Below are 23913 nucleotides of genomic sequence, written 5' to 3' on the forward strand. Positions count from 1 at the left end.
TTGCTACCTCTTTAATAACTATTTATATATTGTTTATAATTATTCTGGCTATTTACATTCCTTTGTAGCTCATCAAAGCATGTAGCCATGAAAAAGAATTACGCAGTCTTGCTGTGGGCTTTCCTCCTGCTGATGACAGCACCCGCCTTTGCCCAACTCAACATTGGTAAAAAGTTACAGAACAAAATCAACCAGAAGATAGACCAGCAGGTTGATAAAACAATCGATACTGCCCTGGAGGCTCCTGCGAAAGAGTCTACCGCTGGCGCGGCAGAGGGGGATGCCGGTGAAGGGGCGGGCAATGCCCCGGGAGGCAGCACAGCCACCACCGACGAGGCAAAGAAAAAGGCGTGGACGAAGTACGACTTTGTGGCCGGCGACAAAGTGCTGTTCGCCGATAACCTCTCCGGCGAGGAAAACGGAGAGTTCCCGTCCCGCTGGGGTTTGAACGACGGCAATGCGGAAGTGGCCTCTTTTGGCGGTGAACCCGTTATCAACCTGGTGCAGACAGGCACGGAGATTATGCCGTTGATGAAAAACAAAAATTGGGTTCCTGAAACTTTCACCATCGAGTTTGACGTGTATTTCGACAGCGACAACCCCAATGTGGCTTACGAGGTGTACCTGATAGAGGAGACAAACAACTACAATGAAAGTCTGCACGGAGAATTCTGGGACCCGATTGACATCAGGTCCAACGCCGTCAGATTCAAAACATTCGGATCTGTGTCGGCTGAGTTGGATGCGGCAGGAACCAAGGACCAGTGGCGCCACGTGGCCATCGCGTTCAACAAGCGCAGCATGAAAGTGTACCTCGACCAGTACCGGCTCATCAACATCCCAAACCTCAAAGGCACGCCCACCGGGCTAAAAATAGCCATAGACAAGCGCATCGAAGCCAACAGCATGATCAAGAATGTGCTTATCGCCGAGGGGGGCAAGAAACTGTATGACCAGGTGATGGCCAACGGCAAGATTGTCTCCTACGGAATCAAGTTCGATGTGAACAAGGCTTCTATCAAGCCCGAGTCCATCGGCACCCTGAACAGCATCGCGAAATTGCTGCAGGAGCAGCCCGCGCTTAAGTTCAGCGTAGAGGGCCACACCGACAGCGACGGGGATGACAACGCAAACATGAAACTCAGCCAAGAAAGGGCCGATGCCGTGAAAGCCTACTTGGTGAGCCAGGGCATTACCGCCGAGCGCCTCGCCTCCAAAGGCTGGGGCGAGTCTAAGCCGCTGGATAAAGGTGCCACAGTAGAGGCCAAGTCGAATAACAGGCGCGTGGAGTTCGTGAAGCTGTAGCTTCTATATATAGCATTTATAGCATTCTTTCAAAAACCCGGCAGTTGCCGGGTTTTTGCGTTTGCATGTCATTAGTTCCATTATTTAGAAGAATTTTAAATAGCGCTTGGTTTGCGTTGCTGCATCGCCTACTTTTGCGCTGTATAGAATCATTCTAAATAGTTTATATACTAATGCAAAAGCTTGTACTGCCGCTCCTCTTCTCTTTTTTCACCGCGCTCACGCTCGCACAGGCTCAAACCAGGAGCGTGTCAGGCACTGTTACAGACAAGGGCGGCAAGCCGCTGGAGCTGCTCACGGTAGCGCTGGAGGGCACTGTGCTCGGCACCAACACCAATACAGACGGTTATTTCGAGATTACAGGTGTTGCGCCGGGTATATATACATTGCGTGTGGGAGGCGTTGGCTACGGCACGCTGCAGCAGGAAGTGGACCTGACCAACAGCGACGCCACGCTGGATTTCTCGCTGAGCCAGCGCCAGAACGCCCTGCAGGAAGTAATCGTTTCTGCCAGCCGCAACCTCGAAACCCTGGATGAAACGCCAGCCTCCGTCTATGTGCTCGACTCGCGCACGCTGCAGCTGCAGGCGCAGGTCTCGCCCAATATCGCCACCGTCCTCGCCAACACCGTACCGGGGCTCGGCTTCAACAGCAACACCACCAGCAACGTGGGCCAGACGCTGCGCGGACGCAACGTGCTGGTGATGGTGGACGGCATTCCGCAGTCTACCCCGCTGCGCGCCGGTGGCCGCGACATCCGCACCATCGACCCCGCCGCCATTGAGCGCGTGGAGATTGTGAAAGGCGCCACCGCCGTATATGGCAACGGGGCAGACGGCGGCCTCATCAACTACATCACCAAGCAAGCCAACACCAGCAAGCCCTTCAGCGCCTACACCTCCGTTGCCGGTACCGGCATGCTGCTCCACAGCGACGACACCTTCGGCGGCCGCATTTCGCAGCAGTTCTCCGGCAAAATCAAGGCGTTCGATTATGTGGCCAGCGGCACCTACGAGAAGACGGGTGTTTTGAAAGACGGCAAGGGCCAGGTGATTTCGCCGGTATATGGCCTGGGCGAAACGAAGATGTACAACGGCTTTGCCAAGGTCGGCTACACGCTAAGCGCCAACCACCGCGTGGAGGCCATGTACAATTACTTCGGCAGCCGCCAGGACTCGGATTATATACTGCAGGAGGGGAAATATGCAGAAACGCCCAGCATCGGCGTGAAAGGCGAAACACAGGGCATTGACGAGGGCACGCGCTACAACCACAACGCGCAGTTGCGCTACACCGGCAAAAACCTGTTCCTCAACACCGACCTCGAACTGAGCGCTTACCTGCAGAGCTTCTACACAGTATATGGCTGGACACCCTACTTTGAGAATGGCGGCCAGTCCACGATTCTCTCCAACAAAAAAGGCATCCGCCTGAACCTGAACACCCCGTTCGATATAAGTCCGGATGCGCAGCTGAATCTCACCTATGGGGCCGATTACCTGAACGACGTGACCTCGCAGCCCCTTGTGGATGGCCGCACCTGGGTGCCTGAGATGGAGCTGAATAACCTGGCACCCTACGCACAGCTGCAGCTGAACCTGTACCATGATTTCATCTTCAAAGCCGGCTACCGCTTCGACAACGTGAACATCTCCATACCAGATTTTACCCAGCTGGTGCTGAGCAGCGGCGCGGGCGGCGACGCGGTAACAGGCGGCACGCTTGATTTCAATGCCCACACCTTTAACGCAGGCATCCGCTACGCAGGCATCGAGGCCTTCAAACCTTTCATCAGCTACTCCCAGGGCTTCTCTATCATTGACGTGGGCCGCTATGTGCGCGGCGCCACCGAAGATTATATCTCCCAGATGGACATTGAGCCCGTGATTGTGAACAACTATGAGGCGGGCTTCCACAGCAGGTTCGGGAAACTGGCCTTCAGCGGAGCCTACTTCATCAGCACCTCCAGGCTGGGCGCTAACCTGAAAGCAAATGAAGACGGCGTGTATGCCATTGAGCGCGCGCCGGAGCGGGTACAGGGCTTCGAGGCGGTAGCCGACCTGTTCCTGACGGATAAGCTAACAATCGGGGCCAGCGGCGCTTACACCGAAGGCAAGACAGACCTGAACGACAACGACGAGTATGACGATAAGGAGGACAGCTACCTGAACGGCACGCGCATCCCGCCGCTGAAAATCATATCCTATATCAACCTGAAGCCTGTGGAGCGACTCAACCTGAACCTGCAGTGGATATACTCCGGTGAGCGGGACCACTTCGGGCGCAACGCCAAGGGCGGCTACAACTCCGGCGAGGGCCCCGTGAGCTCTTTCCACCTCGTGAACCTGAGCAGCACGTACCAGCTGTCTGACAAACTGAACCTGACGCTGGGCGTGGAGAACCTGCTGGACAACGCCTATTACCTGCCGCAGGCCTACTGGTACGGCCGCGACGATAACTTCACCAGGGCTAATGGGGCGCGGTTCCAGATAGGAGCCTCCTATAAGTGGTAGTATCTTGGAGAAGCGGACAAAGCGGACCTTCTCCCTGCACCACTGGTGCGGGCTGCTGGCCGGGATTTTCATCCTGGTTAGCAGCCTTTCAGGGGCAGTGCTCGTTTTCCATGACGACATCGATGCAGCCATATATGCGGAGGAGTCACAACTGGGCACGCCCGCCCGCGCACTGCACATAGACAGTTCTTTTGAATGGGTGCGCCAGCAAAACCCCGGCTGGGACATCCGCATCATGGCCCTGCCGGATGCGCCCGACGAGGCCCTGCTATATGAACTGCGCCAGGGGCAACTCCGGCGGTGGCTGTTCGTGCATCCCGAAACCGGGGCATCCATTGCGACGGTGCCACAGGCCCACAACCGCCTTGTTTATATATTGCTCAACCTGCACTACAACCTGCTTTCGGGCACTGCCGGTAAAATAGCCGTGCTGCTGACGGGGGTGGCGCTGCTGCTGCTCACCGTCACGGGCTTCCTGCTCTACCGGAGGTCCATCCTGAAAGTCATCTCGTTCCGGCAAACCATCTCCCGCAAAAGCCGGCGCAGCCTGTTCTCGAGCCTGCACCGGGTGGTGGGCGTGTGGGCGCTGGTGTTTAACCTGCTGATGTGCGTAACGGGTATCTCGCTGGCGGTAACGGTGGTGAATGCCGCCCTTAAAGGAGGCACGGCCGCCATACAGGTGCCTGCGGTGCCGGTATCCATTGATGCGGCCATCCAGGAGATAGAGACGACATACCCCGGCTTCGAAGTCACATACGCGCGGTTTCCGGTGAGTGAGGAGGGGACGCTGCAGTTCCGGGGCCGCTTCCGGACCGACCCGGTTTACTATGGCGCCATCTATAGCACGGTGCTGGTAAACTATAAAACCGGGGAGATAGAAAGCACAGACTTTCTGCGGGAGCACCCCTGGCACGAGCGCCTGCTCACCGTCCTGCACCCCCTGCACTTCGGCGACTACGCCGGACTATTCGTGAAGATCCTGTACTGCATCGGCGGCCTGATGCCCGGCATTTTGTCTATCACAGGCTTCCTGCTCTGGCGCTACCGCCGGAAACAACCGCCGGTAAAAAAGCTGCTGGCAAAAGCATGAAAGCTGTCGGTTAAAAACATTCCTTTATATACCCTCGGCAAAGGCCATATATGAATGGAAATTGCGACGCGCATTGGGCTATAGATGTTCCGCCGCTCTCCACAGCTTCCTCTCTCCTGACGCAGAGCTTTTCCATATCGCCCGCCTCCCCTCACCTGAAATGCGCCGTCGCGGCTGCGTGAAAACATTACAGCGGATTTACGTTAGATAGAGACAAAATATCGTGACCCTGTATGAAAATACGCCTTTTGCCAGGCTTGCTTGTGCTACTCCTCCTTCTCTCTGCCGGCTGCGCCCGGAAAAACTTCTTCGCCAAGACCCCCGTTGTGGACCCCGCTGTGTACGAAAAGTTACAAACTGCCCCCGAAACGGTTGACAGCGTGGTAGTGAAAGCCGGCAAGCACTACAAGCGCGGCTTCCTGCACCGCCTGTTCTGGGGAACGCACAACCGCCCCATCTGGAGTGCGCCTGTCAAGGTGCCTGTGCTGGATCTGGACACGGTATATGGCGGCCTGGAGTTCGAGGATCTGGGCGGAGGCTTCCAGACCACCAGCATGACGCTCTCCGATTCCACCGGCTTCACCTACGCCCTCCGCTCCGTCGACAAAGACCCCGTCAGCGTGGTGCCCAAGGTGTGGCGAAAGACCTTTGTGGCCAACGTGCTGCGCGACCAGATTTCGGCCATCAACCCCTATGCCTCCCTCACCATACCGCCCATGGCCGAGGCGGCGGGCATCCCGCACTCCACCCCGCGGCTGTTCTACGTGGCCCCAGCCGACAGCAGTTTCGGGGAAAACACCGCGCGCTTCAGCGACCGTTTATATATGCTGGAAGAGAAGTTTGACGACAAGAACACCATCACGCCCCTGCTGGGCGATGCCCAGGACATAGACGGATCAGGCACGGTGCTGAACAACCGCTACGAAGAAGACGATGTTTTCATTGACCAGTTGGCCTTCGGCAAAGCCCGCCTCTTCGACCTCCTCATCCACGACTGGGACCGCCACGAGGGGCAGTGGGAGTGGGCACAGTACGAGGAAAACGGCAACCGCATCTACCGTCCTATCCCCAAAGACCGCGACAACGCCTACTACCGCTTCCAGGACGGCATCATCCCCTGGATTTTCAGCCGCAACTGGGCCATCCGCAAGTTTGAGTCCTTCGATGATGAATTCAACGACGTGTATGCGCTTACCATCAACTCGGAGTTCATAGACAAACGCGCACTCTCCGAGCTAACGCGGCAGCAGTTCGACTCGCTGGCGAAAGAGCTGCAGACCGCCATCACCGACGAGGTGATAGCGAAAGCGGTGCAGCAGTATCCGGACTCGGTATATGAACTGGTGGGGGAAATCACGAAGCGGAAACTCATCAACCGCCGCAACGCCCTGGACGAAGCGGCAGAAGACTTCTATGAGATACTGGCCAAAGACGTGCTGGTGGTGGGCACTGACCAGGAGGAGGAGTTTGAGGTAAAGCGCCTGAATGACAAGGAGACGGAGGTGACCGTGCGGCGCAAATCAGACGACATGGTGACCTATCACCGCGTTTTCTTCCGCGACGAAACCGAGCTTATATCCCTCTATGGCCTGGCCGGGGACGATGAATTTAAAGTAAGCGGAGAGGTGAAAGAAGGCATCAAAGTGAAGATAGTGGGCGGCCGCGGGGAAGACGAGATAAAGGACTCCTCCAGGGTTGCCAACGGCGGCAAGAAAACCTGGGTTTATGACACCAAGCGCGGCACGGAACTGGAGCCCGGGCCAGAGACCAAAGACAAGCGCACCAGCGATGTCCGCGTGCACGCCTTCGACCGGGAAGGCTTCTGATGCGCTATATATAGGCTACCCCTCACGAGTCTTACATAAAACGTGAACTCGGGAACTAATTAAATGTAATAGTCTGATTTTTAAATTATTACAACAGCACTCTCACTGGCTAAGAGCAAAACTGTTTCCAGTTTTCACCCGAGGCACCTTATAGATGTTGCGGTGCCACGGTAGTGGCAGCCTGAGCAGAGCCAATAGAGGGCCCCTACCCCCGGCAGCTTCCGCTACACAGTGCTGAAGGGGAAAACGAGGCCTCTCGGCCTGAGAGCACCATTGCCAGCCATGGAACTTGAAGGAAACTAAGACAGAGGGATGAACTGTAGAGAGCAGTGCGGGCAGAGTAATTCCCGAGTTCACGTTACATAAACTGCGCGGGCCAGCCATATATACGGATAGCGTAGCGGCTGCATTATGGCACAAGGCAAAGGTATGGGAGTTCTACGGAAACAGCGCCTACTGCTGCCGGTGTACGACCGTGGCGGAAGCCTGCGCCGTGGGCAGCACCAGTACCTCCGCAATATTCACATGTGCCGGCCTCGTCACGATAAAGGCTATCAGTTCGGCTATATCCTGCGCCTGCAGCGCCTCCAAGCCTTTGTACACCGATGCCGCACGGGCCTTATCGCCTTTGAAGCGCACCTCCGAGAACTCTGTCTCCACCAGCCCCGGATTCACCTCCGACACCCGGATGCCCTCCTGCACCAGGTCGATGCGCATGCCCTGCGTGAGGGCGTCCACGGCAAACTTGGAGGCACAGTACACATTCCCGTTCGGGTACACTTCCTTGCCCGCAATAGAGCCGATGTTCACGATATGGCCTTTTTTGTGCGGCAGCATCAGGGGCAGGACAGCTCGGCTTACATACAGCAGGCCCTTCACGTTGATGTCGATCATGGCATCCCAATCCTCCACCGAGCCGCTCTGGATAGGCGCCATGCCATGGGCGTTGCCAGCATTGTTCACCAGCACCTCCACCTGCCGCCATTCGGCAGGCAGCGAGTCCACGGCTTGCTGCACGGCCCGTTTGTCGCGCACATCAAACGTCAGGGTATATAGGGGCACATCCGTTAACTCCTGCTTCAGCTCTTCGAGGCGGTCGGCGCGGCGGCCGGTGGCAATAATGCGGAAACCTTTGCTGGCAAGCTCAAATGCAGTGGCCCGCCCTATGCCCGAGGTAGCCCCTGTTACGAATGCAATTTTTGACATGGCGCTATTCGAAAAAGAAAATCAATGAGACATTGTGGTTGGTGAGCTTCTGGATATAGCCGCTGTACGTGCTGCCGCTCACGGGCTTGTGTACGTTCACCAGGCCATGGGAGAAACGCAGCTCCGGGGCAAACTTGAAGTAAGGGTAAAATATATCCAACCCGATGCCGTATTCCAGGGCCAGGTCGTAATCATCCACCTGCAGCGCTATTTCCTCCTGCGTTTTCCCGTTGTTTCCCTTTCCCAGGTCCAGGCTTGCCTTTATGCCCGCCACCAAGTAAGGCCTGAAGTTGGACCTGCGCTTTGACTTGTACTTCAGCAGCAAGGGCAGCTCTATCATCGTGTTGCTCACCGTCTCCTTCATCGAGGGCTCCGTTTCCAGCGAGGTGGTCTCCACGTTGGAGAACACCAGTGTGCGGCCGTAGAAGCCAACACCGGGCACAAAGCGGGCATCCAGGTATTCTGCCAGGCGCACGTTCAGCACCAGGCCCGTGTAAAAGCCCAGGTCGCTCTTGGCGTTCACGGCATCATCATTCCCGTCGGCCAGCTGGTCGGCATAGGCCTGGGAGTGCTGCACATTGTACCGGGTGAGCGGCACGGACAGGTAAAAGCCGTAATGCACCGGCCTGTAATCGTATTCGGGCTTGTTCATGACCCGGATTTTCTGCTGGGCCGATGCGGTGTGGCTGCCCAGCAGCGCCAGCGCCAGCAACCCCGCCAGCGTTATTTTTTGCCTATATAGATAGAGCTGATTCCAAATGTGAGTGAATGCCATCGCGTGCTTCTGAATCCGACTTTCTGGTATATGTTGAGAAAATTCTGCCCGTCCGGGAACGCCTGCACCGACTCGGGCAGGTAGGTATAGGCAGCATTGTCCTTAGAAACGATCTTGCCTACCACTGGTAGTATATTCCTGAAATAAAATTGGTAAAGCTGTTTCATCGGGAAGCTGCGGGGCTTCGAAAACTCCAGCACCACTGCCGTGCCGCCCGGCCTCAGCACCCGGTACATCTCCGCCAGGCCCTTCTCCAGATTCTCGAAGTTGCGCACCCCGAAAGCCACGGTAATGGCATCGAAGCTGTTCTCTTCAAACGGCAGGTTCTCCGAGTCCCCATACTGCAGCTCAATCTTGTCTGAGAGGCCTTTCCTGGCCAGCTTCTCCCGCCCTACGGCCAGCATCCCTTCCGAGATATCCACCCCTACGATTTTATCCGGGTTCAGGCGCAGCGTCTCGATGGCGAAGTCGGCGGTGCCGGTGGCAATGTCCAGTACCAGTTTCGGTTTCTCAGGGGCCAGCAGGCGCACTGCTTTCCTGCGCCAGATAATGTCAATGCCCGCGCTCAGGAAGTGGTTCAGAAAATCGTACTTGCCGGCGATGTTGTTAAACATTGTGGCCACCTGCGACTTTTTATCGCCGCTCTGGTCTTTGTAAGGGACTACCGCCATGTTCTTTGTGCTATATAATTCCGCCAAAAATACTTTACCTTCAACTATAATTCACGGTTTATGTTCCGAAATATAAATAAAGGCAGGCTGAGAGTCCCTCAACCTGCCTTTATAGAATGTGGCAGCGGTTCGCCGCTTATTGCACCGTCCCGGCCGCTTCGTCCTGGCGGGGCAGCACCTGAAACTCTGTTCTCCTGTTCATCTGCATGTTCTCCTCTGAGGTGTTGGGCACGACAGGGCGGCGCTCGCCGTACGAAACCGTTACGAGGCGCTTGGGCGAAACACCTTGGCTCACCAGGTAATCGTAGGCCGCGTCGGCACGGTTCTGGCCCAGCGTCATGTTGTACGCGTCGCTGGCGCGGGAGTCGGTGTGGCCCTCTATGCTGATGTTCATGGTCGGGTTGGCCTTCAGGATGCGGGCGATGCTGTCCAGTTCCTGCATTGACTCGGGGCGCAGCTCGTACTCGTCGGTGTCGAAGTAAACAGGCTGCATGGCAAATTCGCGTTTGGGCAGCACACCGGTTGAGTCCACAAATTCGATATAGAAATTATACGTGATGGAGGTCGTGTCGTCCACCACCGCAGGCACCTCAATCTCCTGCGTCTCAATCACCTCATTGTCTCTGGAGAGCTGCACCTGGTACTTTCGGCCGGAGAGCACCTGCACGGTATAGGCGCCGGAGTCAGGCTTGGTCACGTCTCGGTAGGTGATGGGGCGCTTGTCGGCCTGCAGGCCGTTGAAGAGAAGCTCAACCCCCGGAATCGGAATGCTGTCGGCCTTGGTGAACACCTGCCCGTTGAGTGCTGCGGTCTTGATATAGCTGATGGTGTAGATGTCCTTCTCGCCGTAGCCGCCGATGCGGTAAGACGACAGGTAGGCGTAAGTGCCATCCGGAGACAGGCGGTAGTAGGTGTCATCATCCGGGGTGTTAACGGGGTAGCCTAAGTTTTCGGGGCGGCCTCTGCGGTTGGCCACCGAGTCGTATCTGGCAGCGAAGATATCATAGCCCCCCATCGAGTTGTTGCCCCTGGAGGAAAAATAGAGCGTGCCGTCGTTGGCCAGGTAAGGGCTGTCCTCGTCATATGGCGTGTTGATGGCCCTTCCCAGGCTTCTGGGGTTGCCCCACGTCCCGTTCTGGTTGCGCTGAATCATATATAAATCCAGGTCACCGTTCTCGGAGTAATGGCTGGTGGAGTAGTACAGCGTGTTGCCATCCGGCGTTATAAAGGCGTCAGACTCGAAATCGCGGGTGTTCACTTTGTCGCTGATGCTCTTGGGCGCTCCCCAGCTGCCGTCCGGCTGCCGCTCCGACACCATGATGTCGCCGTTGTTGACAGACTGATACAGCAAAAGTTTCGAGTCGTTGTCGAAAAGCTGGATGGAGGCGTCATGGCCCGGGCTGTTCAGCGCGCCCGCCACGATGCGCGGCTTCTCCCACTCTTCATCGCCCACGCGGTTCGTTTCAAAGATATCCTCGTAGTACTCGCCGTCCTGCGCGGGCTTGCCCCCGGTAGCCTCCTCGCTGCGCGAGGTGAACAACAGGTAGTTGTAGTCGGAAGATATAACGGGGCTGTGCTCGGAGAAGGCGGTGTTCACGGTGCCTCCCAGGTTATCCACGAAGGCATCTTTGGGGTTGGCCACTTCGCGCTTCGCGTTTCTGACATGCTGGATCAGTTGGGCCACCTCCTCCCGGCGCACCTCGTTGCGGCGCGGTATCTCCTTCTGGTAGTTCTGGAAATGCTCTATCGCGCTGTCGAAGCGGTAGTTGATATGGTCTACGCGGCCAAGCCAGTACTCCAGTTCTTCGTCAATGTTCGGCTTTAGCTGCTGGGCACGGTACAGGTAGTCGGCCGCCTTCTCTTTATCGAAAGTAAGGAAGCTGATACCGGCATTGTAAAGCGCCTTGGCATTGTTTGGGTCTGCGGCCAGCACCTCCTCGTATAGCGGCAGCGCCGCCCGGTAGTTCTCCTTGTTGAAAAACTTGTTCGCCGCCCGCATTTGCTTTCTGGTGCTTTGCCCCGCCGCAGCGCCTGCCAGCAGGCACATAAAGACCAGCAGCATGGAGAGCCGCGAAAATGATTTGGCTAATTGGTTCATGTGTGAATAGGTTTGTTATACTTTTCTTGTTTTTGTAGATGAATATAAGGAAGCAAACGCGCAGGCTATATGGTGATGGTGGGTGCGCCTGTTTTTGCTTCTATACGCTTAATATTAAAATTAGTATATTCTATTTCTCCCTAAAATCGAAAATTAAGCCCCCGCTGCGGGCACCTTTTCCTCTCCGGAATCCGCTGTTCCGCCCCCTGCACTCCGCATCTGCGTTTATAATATTACTCACAATTTTTTGAACCAGCAAATATATAAATTAATAGATATAACTACTTACTTTCACGTTTTTCCATAATGGCTGGCACGCTGGGCACGGGCAGGAATCAGGGGGCGTTTCGCGGCTGCTGCCCTCTTCCAGGGCGGTAAGATAACAGTATTTACAGGTTTACAGCATAGGCATCCGGAGAAGCAGGCCGAATTTCTGGTACACGATATATAAAAAGCGGGTAGACGGCGTTTATATTACAAACCGCTAGCACCAGCCTCGGAAGTGCTGGCCTATGTCCAGCCGGGCCGGGTGCGCCGCGGGGCTGGTTATATATGGGGAAATAAATGCGTAAATTGCGCCTTTCCCGCCAGCCCCCTTTGCCCTGCCTCCATGCTGAGGCGCGAAGGCCTGGCAAATCATATGTAAAGCGACACCAGCAGCATGATAATAAAAGAAGCGAAATTTCTGATGAGTAACACGCGGGTGGAGGACTGCCCCGCCCCAGACAAGCCGGAATATGCTTTTATCGGCAGGTCCAATGTGGGCAAGTCCTCGCTCATCAACATGCTCACGCAGCAAAAAGGGCTGGCCAAAACCTCGTCTGCGCCCGGCAAAACGCAGCTCATCAACCACTTCCTTATCAACGACAGCTGGTACCTGGTGGATTTGCCAGGGTATGGCTACGCCAAAGTCAGCAAAAGCTCCCGCGAGGACTGGCGCAAGATGATAAACTTTTACTTTCAGAAACGCGAGAACCTGACCTGCGTCTTCGCCCTGATTGACGCGCGCCACGAGCCCCTGAAACAGGACCTCGACTTTATCAACCACCTCGGAACCCTGGGCGTGCCGTTTGTGCTCGTTTTTACAAAGCTGGACAAGCAGTCGGCCGCCAAGACAGACTCAACCATAGCCGCTTATCAGCGTAAACTGCTGGAAACCTGGGACGAGCTGCCGCAGATGTTCCGCACCTCGGCTGAGAAGAAAACCGGCCGCGACGAGATACTGAACTTCATCGAAGAGGTTAACGCGCAGGTTCAGAACCCGTGACCATGCCATGTGGGCCGCAGCGCCCAGTGATGTTGAACGCTAAATGTTTCCCCTTATGAAAATTAAAACCTCAGTATTGTTTCTTTTCTTTGCCTTTGCATCGGTGGCGGCCTCGGCCCAGACAGACGGCCAGAAGCCCGACACGGCACAGCAGGAGGAGAAAAAAGTGTGGGTGCCCGACCAGGTGATACCGGTGGCGCAGCACTACGAAGGCGGCCTGGAGGGCATGTACAAAGCCATTGACGAAGAGCTGCAGTACCCGCCAATGGCAAAGCGCAACCGTGTGCAGGGCGAGTGCCTGGTGAGCTTCACGGTGAACGAGGACGGCTCCACGTCTAACTTTAAGATACTGCGCGACCAGGGTGCCGGCACCGGCGAGGAGGCCCTGCGCGTTGCCAGGCTGCTCAAGTTTAAGGCGCCCGGCTACGCCCTCAACGCCAGCATCCCGATTTTGTTCAAACTCTAAACCGATATAACAGATTTTGCTTTATTATGCCTATTGATCTAAGACAAGTTGCCGCCATTGCCGGCATGAGTGGCCTTTTTAAGGTAGTGAAACCGACCCGCACAGGCGTTATTGTAGAAAGCCTCGAGGAGAACCCCAAAAACCTGGTGGCCCAGGCGCGCCACCGCATGTCGCTGCTGGATGAGATATCCATTTACACGATCGATAAGGAAGGCACCGTGCCCCTGGCCCAGGTGTTCGACCTGATGCACCAGAAATACGGCGACAAACTGCCGCTGGGCGACAAGCCGGACAACGAGGATTACAAGAACCTGCTGGCTGACGTGCTGCCGGAGTACGACGAAGAGCGCGTGTACGTGTCGGACATGAAAAAACTCGTGAGCTGGTACTACATCGTGAAAGACTTCGTTGGTTTTAAGGAAGCGGAAGCCACCGCCCCGGAGGCCGAGGCAGAAGAAGGCAAAGAAGAACGGGCGTAAAGAGAAAGGCCTTCCGCAACCGGAGGGCCTTTCTCTTTATACAATAGATTCCGTTTATATACCATGCAGCATTCCCCCGCCACCCTGGCCAGCGCCGCCAACCACCTGCAGAAAGTATTCGGGGTGGAGAACCTGCCCGCCAAGGACCTGGAGGCGCTGCACTACAAGATAGCCCACCTGGTGCAGCACCTGCTTCAGAAAGACTTCAGCCGCCTGCTGCACATTCTGTACCGCATCGATGTGGAGGAGCGAAAGGTGAAAGAAGCCCTGCTGGCCGAAGAGCCCGAGGTTATATCCGAGCGCATCTCCCGCCTCATCCTGAAACGCGAACTACAGAAAGCCGAGATCCGCTTCCGGTACAGCTAACCCTATATAACCAGTTGCGGCCAGCCTATATGCACAACCGACAGGGAAGGCTATATATAAAAGGGCTCCCGAGGCTACTACACAGAAAGGATAGCCAACATTTTCACAAATCTCCGGTCAATGGCCTTCTTCCGGCTTATCGCCTCCATCAGGGCGACCTGTAACACGCTGCCTGCCTCTCCGCCGGCAAAACGGAAACTCTTTGAGAAAGACCGCAGTAAAGCTTCTTAGCTTACTCACTCGCTTTCGTACATATATGGACTGGGCATTTTTAATTTCAACCGAGGTCAATATCAGCAATATTACCTTCAGATTATTTTTAAGCACGGTTCTAGGCGGCCTGCTTGGGTGGGAAAGGGAAAGCAAGCGGCAAAATGCGGGGCTACGGACACACATGGTCATTTCGGCATGCTCCTGCCTGCTGATGCTTATCTCCATCTACATCCCTCAGACGTTCTCGGAATACCGCAACGCGGACCCAGGCAGAATCGCGGCGCAGGTGGTGTCGGGCATAGGTTTTCTTGGCGCGGGCGCCATATTTAGGCTGGGGGGAAGCACGCACGGCCTCACCACCGCGGCCACCATATGGGCAGTGGCCGCAGTGGGCCTGTCGGTTGGGGCGGGAATGTACGGGGCAGCCGGCATCATTACGCTGCTGCTGCTGTTCGTGCTCGCCATTCTTGACAAGGTAGGGAAGAAAGTCTTCATCAGTGGGTCGCTGAAGACGCTGAAAATCAGCTTCCAGTCGCCCAAGATCGAGACCAGCAGGATTTTTGCCATACTCGAGGAACACGAGGTGGTGACCAAAAACATAAGTGTGGTCCAGTCCACGGACAAGCAGAAATCAAAGATCAAGCTATATGTGTTCGTGCCTGATAAGCTGGATGTAAAGGACCTTTACAAAGACCTCAACGAGCTCAGGAGCGTAGGCCGGATATCGCTGGGACAGGATTTCTGACAGCTAACCGCTTTAACCATATGGGATGCTGCTATCTTGCGCTCACGGCAGCGCCTTCATTACGTTCTCTACCAGCCTATCACAGCGCCTGAACCCAAACTCGTACACTTCCCGGTTCACCGACAGCTTGTACAGGCACTCCTTCAGCAGCGCCCTGGCCCGGTGCAGCCTGACCTTCACGTTACTTTCTGAGATGTCCAGGCACTGCGCCACCTCGCGCAGGTTCATGCCTTCTACCTCGCGCAGCATATATACCACCCTGTATTTCTCGGGCAGACAGTCGATTGCCTTCTCCAGGAGTTGTTTCACTTCCTTCCGTATGGCAATGCTTTCCGGGTTCAGGGAGGCTGTTTCCTGCAAGAGCAGTTTTCCCACCTCGCGCAGGCGGTCATCCGCAAGGGGCCCGAGCGCGTACCGCTTTCTTTCTCTTAGCTTGCCCAGCGCCACATTAATGCCAATCCGGACAAGCCAGGTAGAGAAGAGGGCCTCATGCCTGAACTGGTGGAGTTTCTCGTAGGCAGCTAGGTACGTGTCCTGCATGGCGTCCTCTGCGTCGTGCCCCTCCCGCAGGAAGCCGCGCACCGCCCGGTAGAGCTTCTGGTTGTAACGGCGCATCAGCAACTCGTAAAGCTCCTTCTCCCCGGCTAAAATACGGGCTACCACCTCGGCATCCGTTGCCTGTGTGCTGCTGGAGGCAGCGGTGTGTTCAACTTTTTCCATGGCGTGGACTTTAAAACTGAAGATGCATTACGGGTTAGATGAGAACCGCTGAAAAAGGTTACAACTTCCTGTAAGGGTATAGCGTGCCGGGCAGACAACACGCCTGAAAGAGCCGCCATAGTGCCTGCCTATCATACTGTTACCGTCCCGCCTGTGGGATGATAGAACCCCCTCTGCTGCGGCGTGGCGTACAGGCTCAGCCAGGCTTTCGCCGCTTCCATCTCGTCAAAAATCCTGGCCTTGAACGAGATTAGCCGGGAATGAAAGTCCGTTGCGGTGGATGCTGCAAAGGTGCCGGGTGTCGCCACGAGGGCATAGTAGCGCAGGCCCGCCCTCGCCGCGCGGGGCGCCCATTTGTGGAGCATCCACTCCAGGGAATGGTCCCAGGTGCCGATCATCGACCGGGTATCGATAAGAATACAGTCCAGGCCCCACCCCTTAAAGAGGGAAGTGTACAGGGACACACCCTTCCGTATGCTGTCCGGCGTGGGGTACCCCTGCCAGGTGGCACAGACCCAGCCGTTCACAGTGTCCACCTCCACTGTTAAACAGACATTGCCAAACGCGTTCCTGAGTTCCTGCCTCATGCTATATAGGGTAAAAGAGTTAAACAATCATATATCCGCCGCACTTCCTGCTCCTGATCCCGGGCTCACAGATTGAAGTCGCCTGCCATCTCTGGCTGGTAAATCACCTCCTCCACGGTGTATTTTATCGTACCAGCACGCCCGGCCCACCTCACTTCGTCGCCTACCCTGCAGCCTAGTATCGCCGTGCCGACTGGGGCCAGCACCGATACCTTTCTCCGGGGCACGTTCGCGTCCTTCGGGTAAACCACACTGATCTCCATCTCGCCGCCGCCTCCCGTTTCCCTTAGCCTCACAAGTGAGTTCATGGTGACCACCTCCGCCGGGATCTCCTCCGAGGGCACCACCCTGGCGCGCTTCAATTCCCTGCCAAGTGCTTCTACAGCCCGGGGCCCGCTTACCGTGCGCTGCGCCTGCACCAACTGGTGCAGGCGCTGGTAATCCTGCTCTGTTACATAAATCGTGTTCATATCTGTTGAGTTTTTAGTTCTAATTGAGCATATAGGTATGGCTTATCTCATTCGCTGCCCCGCTGTCGGCCCTGTTGAAGTATATGTCGCTGAAACTTTTGGTTTCTCCCTGCTCCACCCTTCTGAATATCTTGTCCGGCGTGACTTCCCGCAGCGAGCGGAAGCCGCATGCCTCCATCAGTTCGGCCGTTGCCAGCAGTGTGTTCCGGTGGAAGTTCGCCACCCTGACGCGCTTGTCGGCCACGTCCAGGCCGCTGTACAGGCTCTTATCCTGCGTGGCGATACCCACCGGGCAGCGGCCGGAGTCGCACTGCAGCGCCTGAATGCAGCCCAGCGCGAACATCATCCCGCGCGCGCTGTAGCAGATGTCGGCGCCCAGCGACAAGGCCTTGAGGATATCGACGCCAGTGATGATCTTGCCTGCTGCCAGCACCTTCACCTCCTCCCGCAGCCCGTACTTTTGGAGTGTGCGCTGCGTAAGGGCGAGCGCATCGTACAGGGGCATGCCCAGGCTGTCAGTAAACTCCAGCGGGGCGGCGCCCGTTCCCCCCTCCGCCCCGTCGATGGTGATGAAGTCGGGGTAGATCCGGCTTTGCTTCATTTCCCGGCACAGGTCCTCGAACTCCTGGCTGTTGCCGATGCACAGTTTGATGCCGATGGGCTTCCCGCCAGAGAGTTGGCGCAGCTTCTCCAGGAAGAGCAGCATGGTGAAATGGTCGCTGAAGGCGGAGTGCCCCGGAGGTGACGCAACCATTGTATAAGGCTCCACCTTTCGGATGGCGGCCACCTCGGGCGTGTTCTTGGCGGCGGGCAGGATTCCCCCGTGGCCCGGCTTTGCCCCCTGCGACAGCTTCACCTCCACCATTTTGATGTGCGGGTGCGCCGCCTGCTCCCGGAAAAGCTCCTCGCTGAAGTTGCCGCTCCGGTCGCGGCAGCCGAAATAGCCTGTCCCTATCTGCCAGATCAGGTCCGCTCCCCCCTCCAGATGGTAGGGACTCACGCCCCCCTCCCCGGTATTGAGGGCAAAGCCGCCCAGCCTGGCACCTCCGCTCAGTGCCATAATAGCGGCCTTGCTCAGGGCTCCGTAGCTCATGGCCGCGATGTTGTAGAGGCTGGCGCTGTAGGGCTGGCTGCAGCGGCTGCCGCCTATATCTACCCGCAGTTCCTCCTGCCTCACCCGCACCGGGAACATGCTGTGGGCAATCCACTCGTAGCCGGGGGCCTGGCTGTCGCTTTGCATGCCGAAGGGCACGGTCTGGCGCACGTCCTTTGCCCGCTGGTAGACGATAGAGCGCTGCCGGCGGCTAAAGGGCCTGCCGTCCAGGTCGGACTCGAAAAAATACTGCCGCAGCTCCGGACGGATACTCTCGAGGAAGTAGCGCCCGTAGCCCAGCACGGGGTAGTTCCGCAGCAGGGTGTGCCACGTCTGGCGTATGTTGTGCCAGTAGACCAGGTGCAGGGGCACGACGAGTGCAAGCGCCCACAGCGCCTCCAGATGGTAAAGGCTCGCAACGGCTATAAGTATATAGGAAAGGGCAAGGGCAAAGGCGATGGCCTGCCTGACACTGATGATATTTGCCATAATAAGATTATTAACAAGGATGAAAACCAGAAAGGCCAGGCGCAGGATGAGACGCTGGTCTACACCCGTTCCTGCCGGGGTAAGTCTGTTTTGGCTGCCGGAGACCTCCGGCCTACTTGTTAAAGTCTTTGGGGGTTGTGAAAAAGTGGAGGCAATACCCGTTCAGCACATCACTTAGCGATACGTGGTGTGACGCTGCGACAAAGCCCGAGAGAGGCTTTGAGAAAGAGGAGTACAATCTGGCGTGAAGCAGCATGTTCTTCTGATATACGGATTAATCAAATATAAACAATCTGCGCCGCAAAAGCAAATCAACGTCTAAACAATGATTTAGATTAAATCGTTCTGCCGCTGCACTTTACTGTCCCAACTGCCTAACGCAGTTATCTAACCAGGACTTACGCATATAGCAGAGCTGTCTGGGGGAAACCCCGCTTTCAAGCAGGGGATTTTCATGCACCAAAAGCCGGTCTCAGCCCATGCTATAGCATGGGCTGAGACCCAGTCAAGTTAAAAAATTGACATCGTTTCAGGACGCAAGTTTGAGCACTTGCGCCAGAAATTTGAAAATGAAACAGCCCTGCCACTTCGAAGGGGAAATAGATTTATGAAACAAGAATGGTACTTCTAATACCCCTGTAAGGCATGATGCAGGTATTAATCAGGCAGGCCCTGCCAGTCAATCTGTGGCGCTTTGCCCAGCTTTGGCCTCTCGAAGCGCGTTCTAAGCGGAGTGTAATCACTAAAGAACCCGCAATTGCGGAGGTAGAACGATGCACCTTTGAGGCCACCGCCATAGTCCATCCTGAAATTGACGGAGGCAGTGTTGTCGCCTGTGAAGAGCGCCTCGTTCAGTTCAACCCAGTTGCCTTCCGTGTCCCTCGCCCATTGGTTGGAGAAAAGCACCTCCCGCTCCTCGTTGCCATAGTCTGGAATAAAATTCTCCAGGAAAGAATGGGTGCGCCTGAGGTACGAGCTTGTCTGGGGACGCTCAAAGCTGGCAATCAGCATCCAGCTATCTTCTTCAGGGGCGAAGAAGTAGGCCGTATATACAGTGGTGTTCTGCCCGGTCGGCGCGCCGCGCAGCAGGAACCTGTAGGTGGTGCCGGCTTTCCAGTTATACCTCCAGTAGCTTTGCCCACCCGCGCCTTCGTTGCCAAACTCACCAGTGTTCACATCTTTGCCCTTCCCGAGAAGCCTGATTTTCTGCCCGTCGGGTATTTGGGCAGGATCGTCTGTCTGAAACGGGCTCCAGACCGAGAACAGGATGCGGCGCTCTGATGCGGAGTTTACCTGCATCCCGAAGTACCCTTCGGCAAACCCATTGGCCATGTAATAGGAGCCGATTACATCGTTGCCTTCCGGCACTGTCACCTCATTGTAGAACCACTCTATGTCCCTGCCCTGCGGCAGCGGGTAACTGAGGTGTACCGACGGCCCCCGCCTGCCCCAGTAAAAGAAATTCCCTTCGTTGTTTTTGACAAAGGCGATGTCCTCATTCACGGCATTTCCACTCAGCTTTAAGCTGGCAACATCGGCAAAAGCCCTGCCTTTTTTGGAGACTCCGGTGATGGTGAACGCCACATAGCCCGTATCCGCGATCTGCCACTCCCCCACGTACCAGTCCTTAAAACCGGCGCCACGCACTTTGATGGTTCTTGATTCGTCGAGTGCAGTTACTTTTATTCTGGAAACAGCGCCATCGGGCACCCTCAGGTTTAGCCAAATCTTAACCATGCCTTTTTTAGCGAACCGAACATAGGCAGTGAAGGCTGTCTCGTCGCCCGTCCAGCCGGTAATACCGCTGTTGTCCACGGTGCCGCCTGTGGCACCGACTTCCGTTTTCCAGGTGTTTCCTCCCATGGGCACTACCACGGCATTCTCCGGCACCGGTCTATCACCCGGAGGCATAGCTGTTGCATATACCGGAGAAGAAGAAATGCCTGGCACCACACAGAAAAGGAGACAGATAAACCTGAATGCAAGCGCCGCTTTGATAGTCATTACTTTATATGGGCCGAAGTGTGAATGAACAGTGGCCTTAAAAAACCTCCACTGCATGGGTTCCTGAGTGCTATGCTACAGCTTAATTTTATGCCGCTACTCTATAGACACTTGCTATAGTTTGAGGTTCAGGATGATTTTGAACCTGTGAACTTCTTCCGGAATCGTCTATAAGGCAGACGAAAGTTAAGTTAAATTTGGTTAAGTAAAAGGACACAAGTATCAAAGCATAAGCGGACCATTCCAAGCATCGGGGACACAAGAATTTTCGGGCTATATATCGTTGGTTTTCAGGCGGATTATATATGCGGTGTTTTTATGGGTAGTGCAAATTGATTTTGTCCGTGTACTTACCACGTTTACACATGCCTCTCCTCTGGGTGAGTGTCGATTTGAACGCCCTGTGCGGGCGGATCACCTGAAACCCTTCGGGCCATATATGCAGGAAAGCTCCAGGACTTTTGATTCCTTTATTATCAGAATGAAATCTATATGAGGGACGGGCGCCTTGGCTCATGCCCACTGTTCCGGGGCCTGCCCCATAGCATTTCGGGGAAACTCCATATCATGCCGGGGCATGTATCTGAAGGCTCGCGCCAGCATATACATGAGTCATCCCGGAGTTTGCAGGGATAGATAGAGTAGATTCCAGAGGTTGGCCAGTGCCAGCCGGATACGGTAAAGCGGTGTAGGAGTTTTCCTGCACCGCTTTCCTGTTCTATGGCAGCCCTGCCTAAGGAGATGGGAGACCGCCTCCCGCAGCTCTTTATCCAGCAGCGAGAGCAGAAAAGCATACACCAGGGTGACCACCTGCAAGAGCTTCATGCGGCTCGACCAGAACCAAAGCCGGCACGACTCCATGCCCATTTCTGATTTGTTGAAGCGGAAGGCCTGCTCCACCTGCCACCTTCTGGCGTAAGCAAAGACCAGGCGCCAGGCCTGGCGATCACTCCTGACTTCTTCACTGGTGAGCAAATACCAGGGTTGGCGGCCTTTCTTACCTGGCCGGCAGATCAGGAGCGTGAGCGGCTGGTCATAGTCCGGGTGCAGGCAGGGCTGCCACAAGAGGCTGCGCCGGTAAGTGATCTTTCGGACCATGTCCCTTACTACTCTTGAGGAGGTGGCTTTGCGGCCGACCGAAAAGCGGTAGGCATTCTTTAGAAGCCCACGCCCATCCACGAGCTTATACCTGGAGGGCCAGCGCAAGAGGAAGCGGTCGTGGCGGCCTAAAAGCAGCCCCAGCCACTTAGAGGAGGCATAGCCGCGGTCAAAGACGTGCAGCACGGCCTGGCCGAAGGTCTGGCGGGCCCACAAGAGCAGCGTGAGCTTCACCTGCTCCAGGGAGGTGGCCTCTTTGCCCCGGCTACTCCACCAGGCAAAGCGGGCGATGCGTGGAGCCTGCCACAGGCCGCAGCACAAGAGGCCCACCCACCGAAAGCCTGGCACGTGCACCGGCTCCCGGGTGGGGGGATCATAATAGCCCTTCTTGATTCTGAGTTGCCGTTTAGCTTTGACGCTGCGCACGGCGCATAAGCCCTCGCTTTGGAGGCTTTCGCACTTTTCCTGCACGCTCTCGTCCCACAAAAGCAGGGGCAGCTCACGTTCCGCTTCCAGCAGCTGCTCTACGTATGTTTGGGCCTCTTGACTCAGGTAGTCGGTGATGAGTTGGGCAGACCACTTCTTACTGCGCAGCAGGTTAGACAGGCGCTTGGTGCCCGCCGGGGCTTTGTCGGGCGAGAGCACAACCCCACCCAGCTCGCTTAGAAGCAGACCGGTGGAGCGGCTGCGGTGGCGCACCAGCGCCCGGCATAGGTTCTGGAAAGTGTAGACCAGGCGGCGGTCCAGCAGCTCATCGAGCCTGGCAAGGAAAGGAGAAAGAAATCCTTCGAGGCGGTAGGAGAAAAACAGAGCCTGGGAGAGAACCTCGGCTTGGCGTGCTGCGTTTTTGAAAGTAGTAAACATAAGAACCTCCCGTCTTTGGTGATACATAGACTGTACCACTAAAACAGGAGGTTCTCCTTTTTTATCCCAGTCCTAAACTCCGGGATGACTCATGTATAGCTTTTTTGTTACCTCCGAATCGCCTCTTCTCCGGCGGCAGATTCAGGAGAGCACCAGGTGGGCGGGGCCAAACTCCTCGTAATGAATGGCTGTTTCAGGAACACCCATGGCGGCAAGGTCCCTGAACTGCTTTTTGATGAAGCCCCCGGGGCCGCACACGTAATAATCAGCATCCTGCAGCACAGCCTGATCCTTCAGCCTGTTCAACTCCACTACCCCCTCATACAATCCTTCCACCTGCATCTCTTTATCCAGCGAGTCATAAAAAATATGCTTCTTCAGTTTTCCGTGCCTTGCCTCCAGGGTTGTGACTGGCTCTCTGAAGGCATGCACACTCCGGTTACGGCAGCCATGCACCCAGATGATCTCCCTGTCGCTTTCCGTACTGGCCATGTACTCCAGCATGCTCAGCAAGGGTGTCTGCCCCACGCCTCCGCTGATGAACACCACCGGGGTCTGCTTCTCTGTGTCCAGGGTGAAGTCTCCGGCCGGAGGTGCCACCTCAAGCACATCGCCCTCCCGCACCGCATCGTGCAGCCTGTTGCTGATCATGCCGTTGGGGTGCTTGCTGTGCCCTTTCTCCTTTTTTACCGAAATGCGGTAAAACTCGCCATTCGGCGCGCTCGAAAGGCTGTACTGGCGGGGTTGGAACAGGTTCAGCTCCGGCAGAAACAACCGGACGCTGATGTACTGGCCCGGTAAAAAATCAGCCACTCTGCCGCCGTCGGCGGGGTAAAGGTAGAAGGAGGTGATCTCCTCCGACTCCTGCGTCTTCTGCTTCACCAGGAAAGGGCGCCATCCTGTCCAGCCCCCATCCTTTGCCACCGCCTCGCTGTAAAGGTTCTTCTCCAGGCCCGTCATCAGATCGGCCAGCTGCTGATAGGCCACCGTCCATGCCTCCAGCAGCTCGGGGGTGGCACCCTCGCCCAACACCTCGCCGATAGAGGCTATCAGATGCTTGCCTACGATGGCGTAGTGCTCCGGGCGGATGTCCAGACTCACGTGCTTGTGGCCAATTCTGTTAACGGCAGCGGTCAGGACAGCTGGGTCCTCAATATTTTCCGCATAGGCCAGCACGGCCATGGCCAGCGAAAGCTGCTGTTTGCCGCTCCCCTGGTTGCCCATATTGAACACATTCTTCAGTTCGGGATTGTACTGGAACATGCGGCTGTAAAAATGAGTAGTCAAGGCCACACCATGCTCCCGCAGTATCGGCACTGTTGTCTTAATCAATTCTTTTTGCTCCTTCGTCATATCTTCGTCTTGGTTAATACGCCACAAAGTTACGGCCCGCAGGAGGGGTGAAAAATGACATGCCTCACCTTTTATGGCACTTGACACAAACAACAATTAGATTAACACAATTTTAAAACCTCAAAGATTTCAAATTCGAGTGGCAGGCTACCATTAAACAAGTAAATGAGGCAGGTAACAGGTAACAAGACATAAGCCTTTCTGTATGGCCTCTC

20 protein-coding genes are annotated in these 23913 nt (G+C 55.9%); 9 read left to right on the forward strand and 11 right to left on the reverse strand.

Translation table 11 applies throughout. From position 1 onward, the window contains the following. Window positions 1-87 precede the first annotated feature (87 nt). The 4 genes from GSQ62_RS07065 (at window position 88) to GSQ62_RS07080 (ending at window position 6734) form a co-directional block, all read left to right on the forward strand. Window positions 88-1305, forward strand: coding sequence for an OmpA family protein (locus GSQ62_RS07065; protein ID WP_161888853.1), 1218 nt, complete (start codon window positions 88-90; stop codon window positions 1303-1305). A gap of 173 nt (window positions 1306-1478) precedes the next feature. Next, on the forward strand, window positions 1479-3818 hold the full coding sequence (locus tag GSQ62_RS07070; protein WP_161888854.1) for a TonB-dependent receptor: 2340 nt from the start codon (window positions 1479-1481) through the stop codon (window positions 3816-3818). 4 nt (window positions 3819-3822) lie between these two features. Next, window positions 3823-4908 carry a PepSY-associated TM helix domain-containing protein gene (locus tag GSQ62_RS07075; protein WP_161888855.1) on the forward strand — a complete coding sequence of 362 codons (1086 nt, stop codon included), beginning with the start codon at window positions 3823-3825 and terminating at the stop codon, window positions 4906-4908. A gap of 233 nt (window positions 4909-5141) precedes the next feature. After that, window positions 5142-6734, forward strand: a complete 1593-nt coding sequence (locus GSQ62_RS07080) for a hypothetical protein (RefSeq protein WP_161888856.1) — start codon at window positions 5142-5144, stop codon at window positions 6732-6734. A 453-nt stretch (window positions 6735-7187) separates the two neighbouring features. Here GSQ62_RS07080 and GSQ62_RS07085 read toward each other — a convergent pair whose 3' ends face one another. The 4 genes from GSQ62_RS07085 to GSQ62_RS07100 all read right to left on the reverse strand — a co-directional run bounded on the left by GSQ62_RS07085 (window position 7188) and on the right by GSQ62_RS07100 (window position 11484). Next, complete coding sequence (locus tag GSQ62_RS07085; protein ID WP_161888857.1) at window positions 7188-7940, reverse strand: SDR family NAD(P)-dependent oxidoreductase; 753 nt, start codon at window positions 7938-7940, stop codon at window positions 7188-7190. Window positions 7941-7944: 4 nt separating this feature from the next. Further along, the gene (gene porT, locus GSQ62_RS07090; RefSeq protein ID WP_161888858.1) at window positions 7945-8715 is read right to left on the reverse strand and encodes a type IX secretion/gliding motility protein PorT/SprT; all 771 of its coding nucleotides are present in this window, start codon (window positions 8713-8715) and stop codon (window positions 7945-7947) included. Then, window positions 8664-9386 (reverse strand): bifunctional demethylmenaquinone methyltransferase/2-methoxy-6-polyprenyl-1,4-benzoquinol methylase UbiE, encoded by a 723-nt coding sequence (gene ubiE / locus GSQ62_RS07095; protein WP_161888859.1) that lies wholly within the window; start codon window positions 9384-9386, stop codon window positions 8664-8666. The genes porT and ubiE overlap by 52 nt, the downstream gene beginning before the upstream one ends. 136 nt (window positions 9387-9522) lie before the next feature. After that, window positions 9523-11484 carry an OmpA family protein gene (locus GSQ62_RS07100; protein ID WP_161888860.1) on the reverse strand — a complete coding sequence of 654 codons (1962 nt, stop codon included), beginning with the start codon at window positions 11482-11484 and terminating at the stop codon, window positions 9523-9525. Window positions 11485-12145: 661 nt separating this feature from the next. Between GSQ62_RS07100 and yihA the strand changes: the two genes are divergently transcribed. The 5 genes from yihA to GSQ62_RS07125 all read left to right on the forward strand — a co-directional run bounded on the left by yihA (window position 12146) and on the right by GSQ62_RS07125 (window position 15020). Further along, window positions 12146-12751 carry a ribosome biogenesis GTP-binding protein YihA/YsxC gene (yihA, locus tag GSQ62_RS07105; RefSeq protein ID WP_161888861.1) on the forward strand — a complete coding sequence of 202 codons (606 nt, stop codon included), beginning with the start codon at window positions 12146-12148 and terminating at the stop codon, window positions 12749-12751. A gap of 55 nt (window positions 12752-12806) precedes the next feature. Further along, a complete protein-coding gene (locus tag GSQ62_RS07110) occupies window positions 12807-13217 on the forward strand; it encodes an energy transducer TonB (RefSeq protein ID WP_161888862.1) in 411 nt (136 codons plus the stop codon). 26 nt (window positions 13218-13243) lie between these two features. Continuing rightward, complete coding sequence (locus GSQ62_RS07115; RefSeq protein WP_161888863.1) at window positions 13244-13696, forward strand: DUF5606 family protein; 453 nt, start codon at window positions 13244-13246, stop codon at window positions 13694-13696. A 63-nt stretch (window positions 13697-13759) separates the two neighbouring features. Then, the gene (locus GSQ62_RS07120; protein WP_161888864.1) at window positions 13760-14062 is read left to right on the forward strand and encodes a hypothetical protein; all 303 of its coding nucleotides are present in this window, start codon (window positions 13760-13762) and stop codon (window positions 14060-14062) included. A 256-nt stretch (window positions 14063-14318) separates the two neighbouring features. Next, the gene (locus GSQ62_RS07125; protein ID WP_161888865.1) at window positions 14319-15020 is read left to right on the forward strand and encodes an MgtC/SapB family protein; all 702 of its coding nucleotides are present in this window, start codon (window positions 14319-14321) and stop codon (window positions 15018-15020) included. A 42-nt stretch (window positions 15021-15062) separates the two neighbouring features. Here the strand turns inward: GSQ62_RS07125 and GSQ62_RS07130 are convergent, their stop codons facing one another. From GSQ62_RS07130 to hmpA, 7 genes are all read right to left on the reverse strand, one after another. Next, window positions 15063-15740, reverse strand: coding sequence for an RNA polymerase sigma factor (locus GSQ62_RS07130; protein ID WP_161888866.1), 678 nt, complete (start codon window positions 15738-15740; stop codon window positions 15063-15065). 131 nt (window positions 15741-15871) lie between these two features. Further along, window positions 15872-16327: a SpoIIAA family protein gene (locus GSQ62_RS07135; protein WP_161888867.1), complete on the reverse strand. Its 456-nt coding sequence runs from the start codon at window positions 16325-16327 to the stop codon at window positions 15872-15874. Window positions 16328-16392: 65 nt separating this feature from the next. Beyond that, window positions 16393-16797, reverse strand: a complete 405-nt coding sequence (gene rnk, locus GSQ62_RS07140) for a nucleoside diphosphate kinase regulator (protein ID WP_161888868.1) — start codon at window positions 16795-16797, stop codon at window positions 16393-16395. 19 nt (window positions 16798-16816) lie between these two features. Beyond that, window positions 16817-18379: an FMN-binding glutamate synthase family protein gene (locus tag GSQ62_RS07145; RefSeq protein ID WP_161888869.1), complete on the reverse strand. Its 1563-nt coding sequence runs from the start codon at window positions 18377-18379 to the stop codon at window positions 16817-16819. Window positions 18380-19036: 657 nt separating this feature from the next. Beyond that, complete coding sequence (locus GSQ62_RS07150) at window positions 19037-20290, reverse strand: DUF3472 domain-containing protein (protein WP_237587051.1); 1254 nt, start codon at window positions 20288-20290, stop codon at window positions 19037-19039. A gap of 705 nt (window positions 20291-20995) precedes the next feature. Next, complete coding sequence (locus GSQ62_RS07155) at window positions 20996-22345, reverse strand: transposase (protein ID WP_161888298.1); 1350 nt, start codon at window positions 22343-22345, stop codon at window positions 20996-20998. 141 nt (window positions 22346-22486) lie between these two features. After that, complete coding sequence (gene hmpA / locus GSQ62_RS07160; RefSeq protein WP_161888871.1) at window positions 22487-23698, reverse strand: NO-inducible flavohemoprotein; 1212 nt, start codon at window positions 23696-23698, stop codon at window positions 22487-22489. Between the last annotated feature and the right edge of the window lie 215 nt (window positions 23699-23913).

It is taken from the genome of Pontibacter russatus, from assembly GCF_009931655.1.
In the GTDB taxonomy this organism is placed as follows: Bacteria; Bacteroidota; Bacteroidia; order Cytophagales; family Hymenobacteraceae; genus Pontibacter; species Pontibacter russatus.

What these genes read in the sequence shown, in the direction of transcription:
- GSQ62_RS07065 (WP_161888853.1), top strand. Translation starts at nt 88, where the DNA reads ATGAAAAAGAATTACGCAGTCTTGCTGTGGGCTTTCCTCCTGCTGATG.
- GSQ62_RS07070 (WP_161888854.1), top strand. Translation starts at nt 1,479, where the DNA reads ATGCAAAAGCTTGTACTGCCGCTCCTCTTCTCTTTTTTCACCGCGCTC.
- GSQ62_RS07080 (WP_161888856.1), top strand. Translation starts at nt 5,142, where the DNA reads ATGAAAATACGCCTTTTGCCAGGCTTGCTTGTGCTACTCCTCCTTCTC.
- GSQ62_RS07085 (WP_161888857.1), bottom strand. Translation starts at nt 7,940, where the DNA reads ATGTCAAAAATTGCATTCGTAACAGGGGCTACCTCGGGCATAGGGCGG.
- porT (WP_161888858.1), bottom strand. Translation starts at nt 8,715, where the DNA reads ATGGCATTCACTCACATTTGGAATCAGCTCTATCTATATAGGCAAAAA.
- ubiE (WP_161888859.1), bottom strand. Translation starts at nt 9,386, where the DNA reads ATGGCGGTAGTCCCTTACAAAGACCAGAGCGGCGATAAAAAGTCGCAG.
- GSQ62_RS07100 (WP_161888860.1), bottom strand. Translation starts at nt 11,484, where the DNA reads ATGAACCAATTAGCCAAATCATTTTCGCGGCTCTCCATGCTGCTGGTC.
- yihA (WP_161888861.1), top strand. Translation starts at nt 12,146, where the DNA reads ATGATAATAAAAGAAGCGAAATTTCTGATGAGTAACACGCGGGTGGAG.
- GSQ62_RS07110 (WP_161888862.1), top strand. Translation starts at nt 12,807, where the DNA reads ATGAAAATTAAAACCTCAGTATTGTTTCTTTTCTTTGCCTTTGCATCG.
- GSQ62_RS07115 (WP_161888863.1), top strand. Translation starts at nt 13,244, where the DNA reads ATGCCTATTGATCTAAGACAAGTTGCCGCCATTGCCGGCATGAGTGGC.
- GSQ62_RS07120 (WP_161888864.1), top strand. Translation starts at nt 13,760, where the DNA reads ATGCAGCATTCCCCCGCCACCCTGGCCAGCGCCGCCAACCACCTGCAG.
- GSQ62_RS07125 (WP_161888865.1), top strand. Translation starts at nt 14,319, where the DNA reads ATGGACTGGGCATTTTTAATTTCAACCGAGGTCAATATCAGCAATATT.
- GSQ62_RS07130 (WP_161888866.1), bottom strand. Translation starts at nt 15,740, where the DNA reads ATGGAAAAAGTTGAACACACCGCTGCCTCCAGCAGCACACAGGCAACG.
- GSQ62_RS07135 (WP_161888867.1), bottom strand. Translation starts at nt 16,327, where the DNA reads ATGAGGCAGGAACTCAGGAACGCGTTTGGCAATGTCTGTTTAACAGTG.
- rnk (WP_161888868.1), bottom strand. Translation starts at nt 16,797, where the DNA reads ATGAACACGATTTATGTAACAGAGCAGGATTACCAGCGCCTGCACCAG.
- GSQ62_RS07145 (WP_161888869.1), bottom strand. Translation starts at nt 18,379, where the DNA reads ATGGCAAATATCATCAGTGTCAGGCAGGCCATCGCCTTTGCCCTTGCC.
- GSQ62_RS07150 (WP_237587051.1), bottom strand. Translation starts at nt 20,290, where the DNA reads ATGCCTCCGGGTGATAGACCGGTGCCGGAGAATGCCGTGGTAGTGCCC.
- GSQ62_RS07155 (WP_161888298.1), bottom strand. Translation starts at nt 22,345, where the DNA reads ATGTTTACTACTTTCAAAAACGCAGCACGCCAAGCCGAGGTTCTCTCC.
- hmpA (WP_161888871.1), bottom strand. Translation starts at nt 23,698, where the DNA reads ATGACGAAGGAGCAAAAAGAATTGATTAAGACAACAGTGCCGATACTG.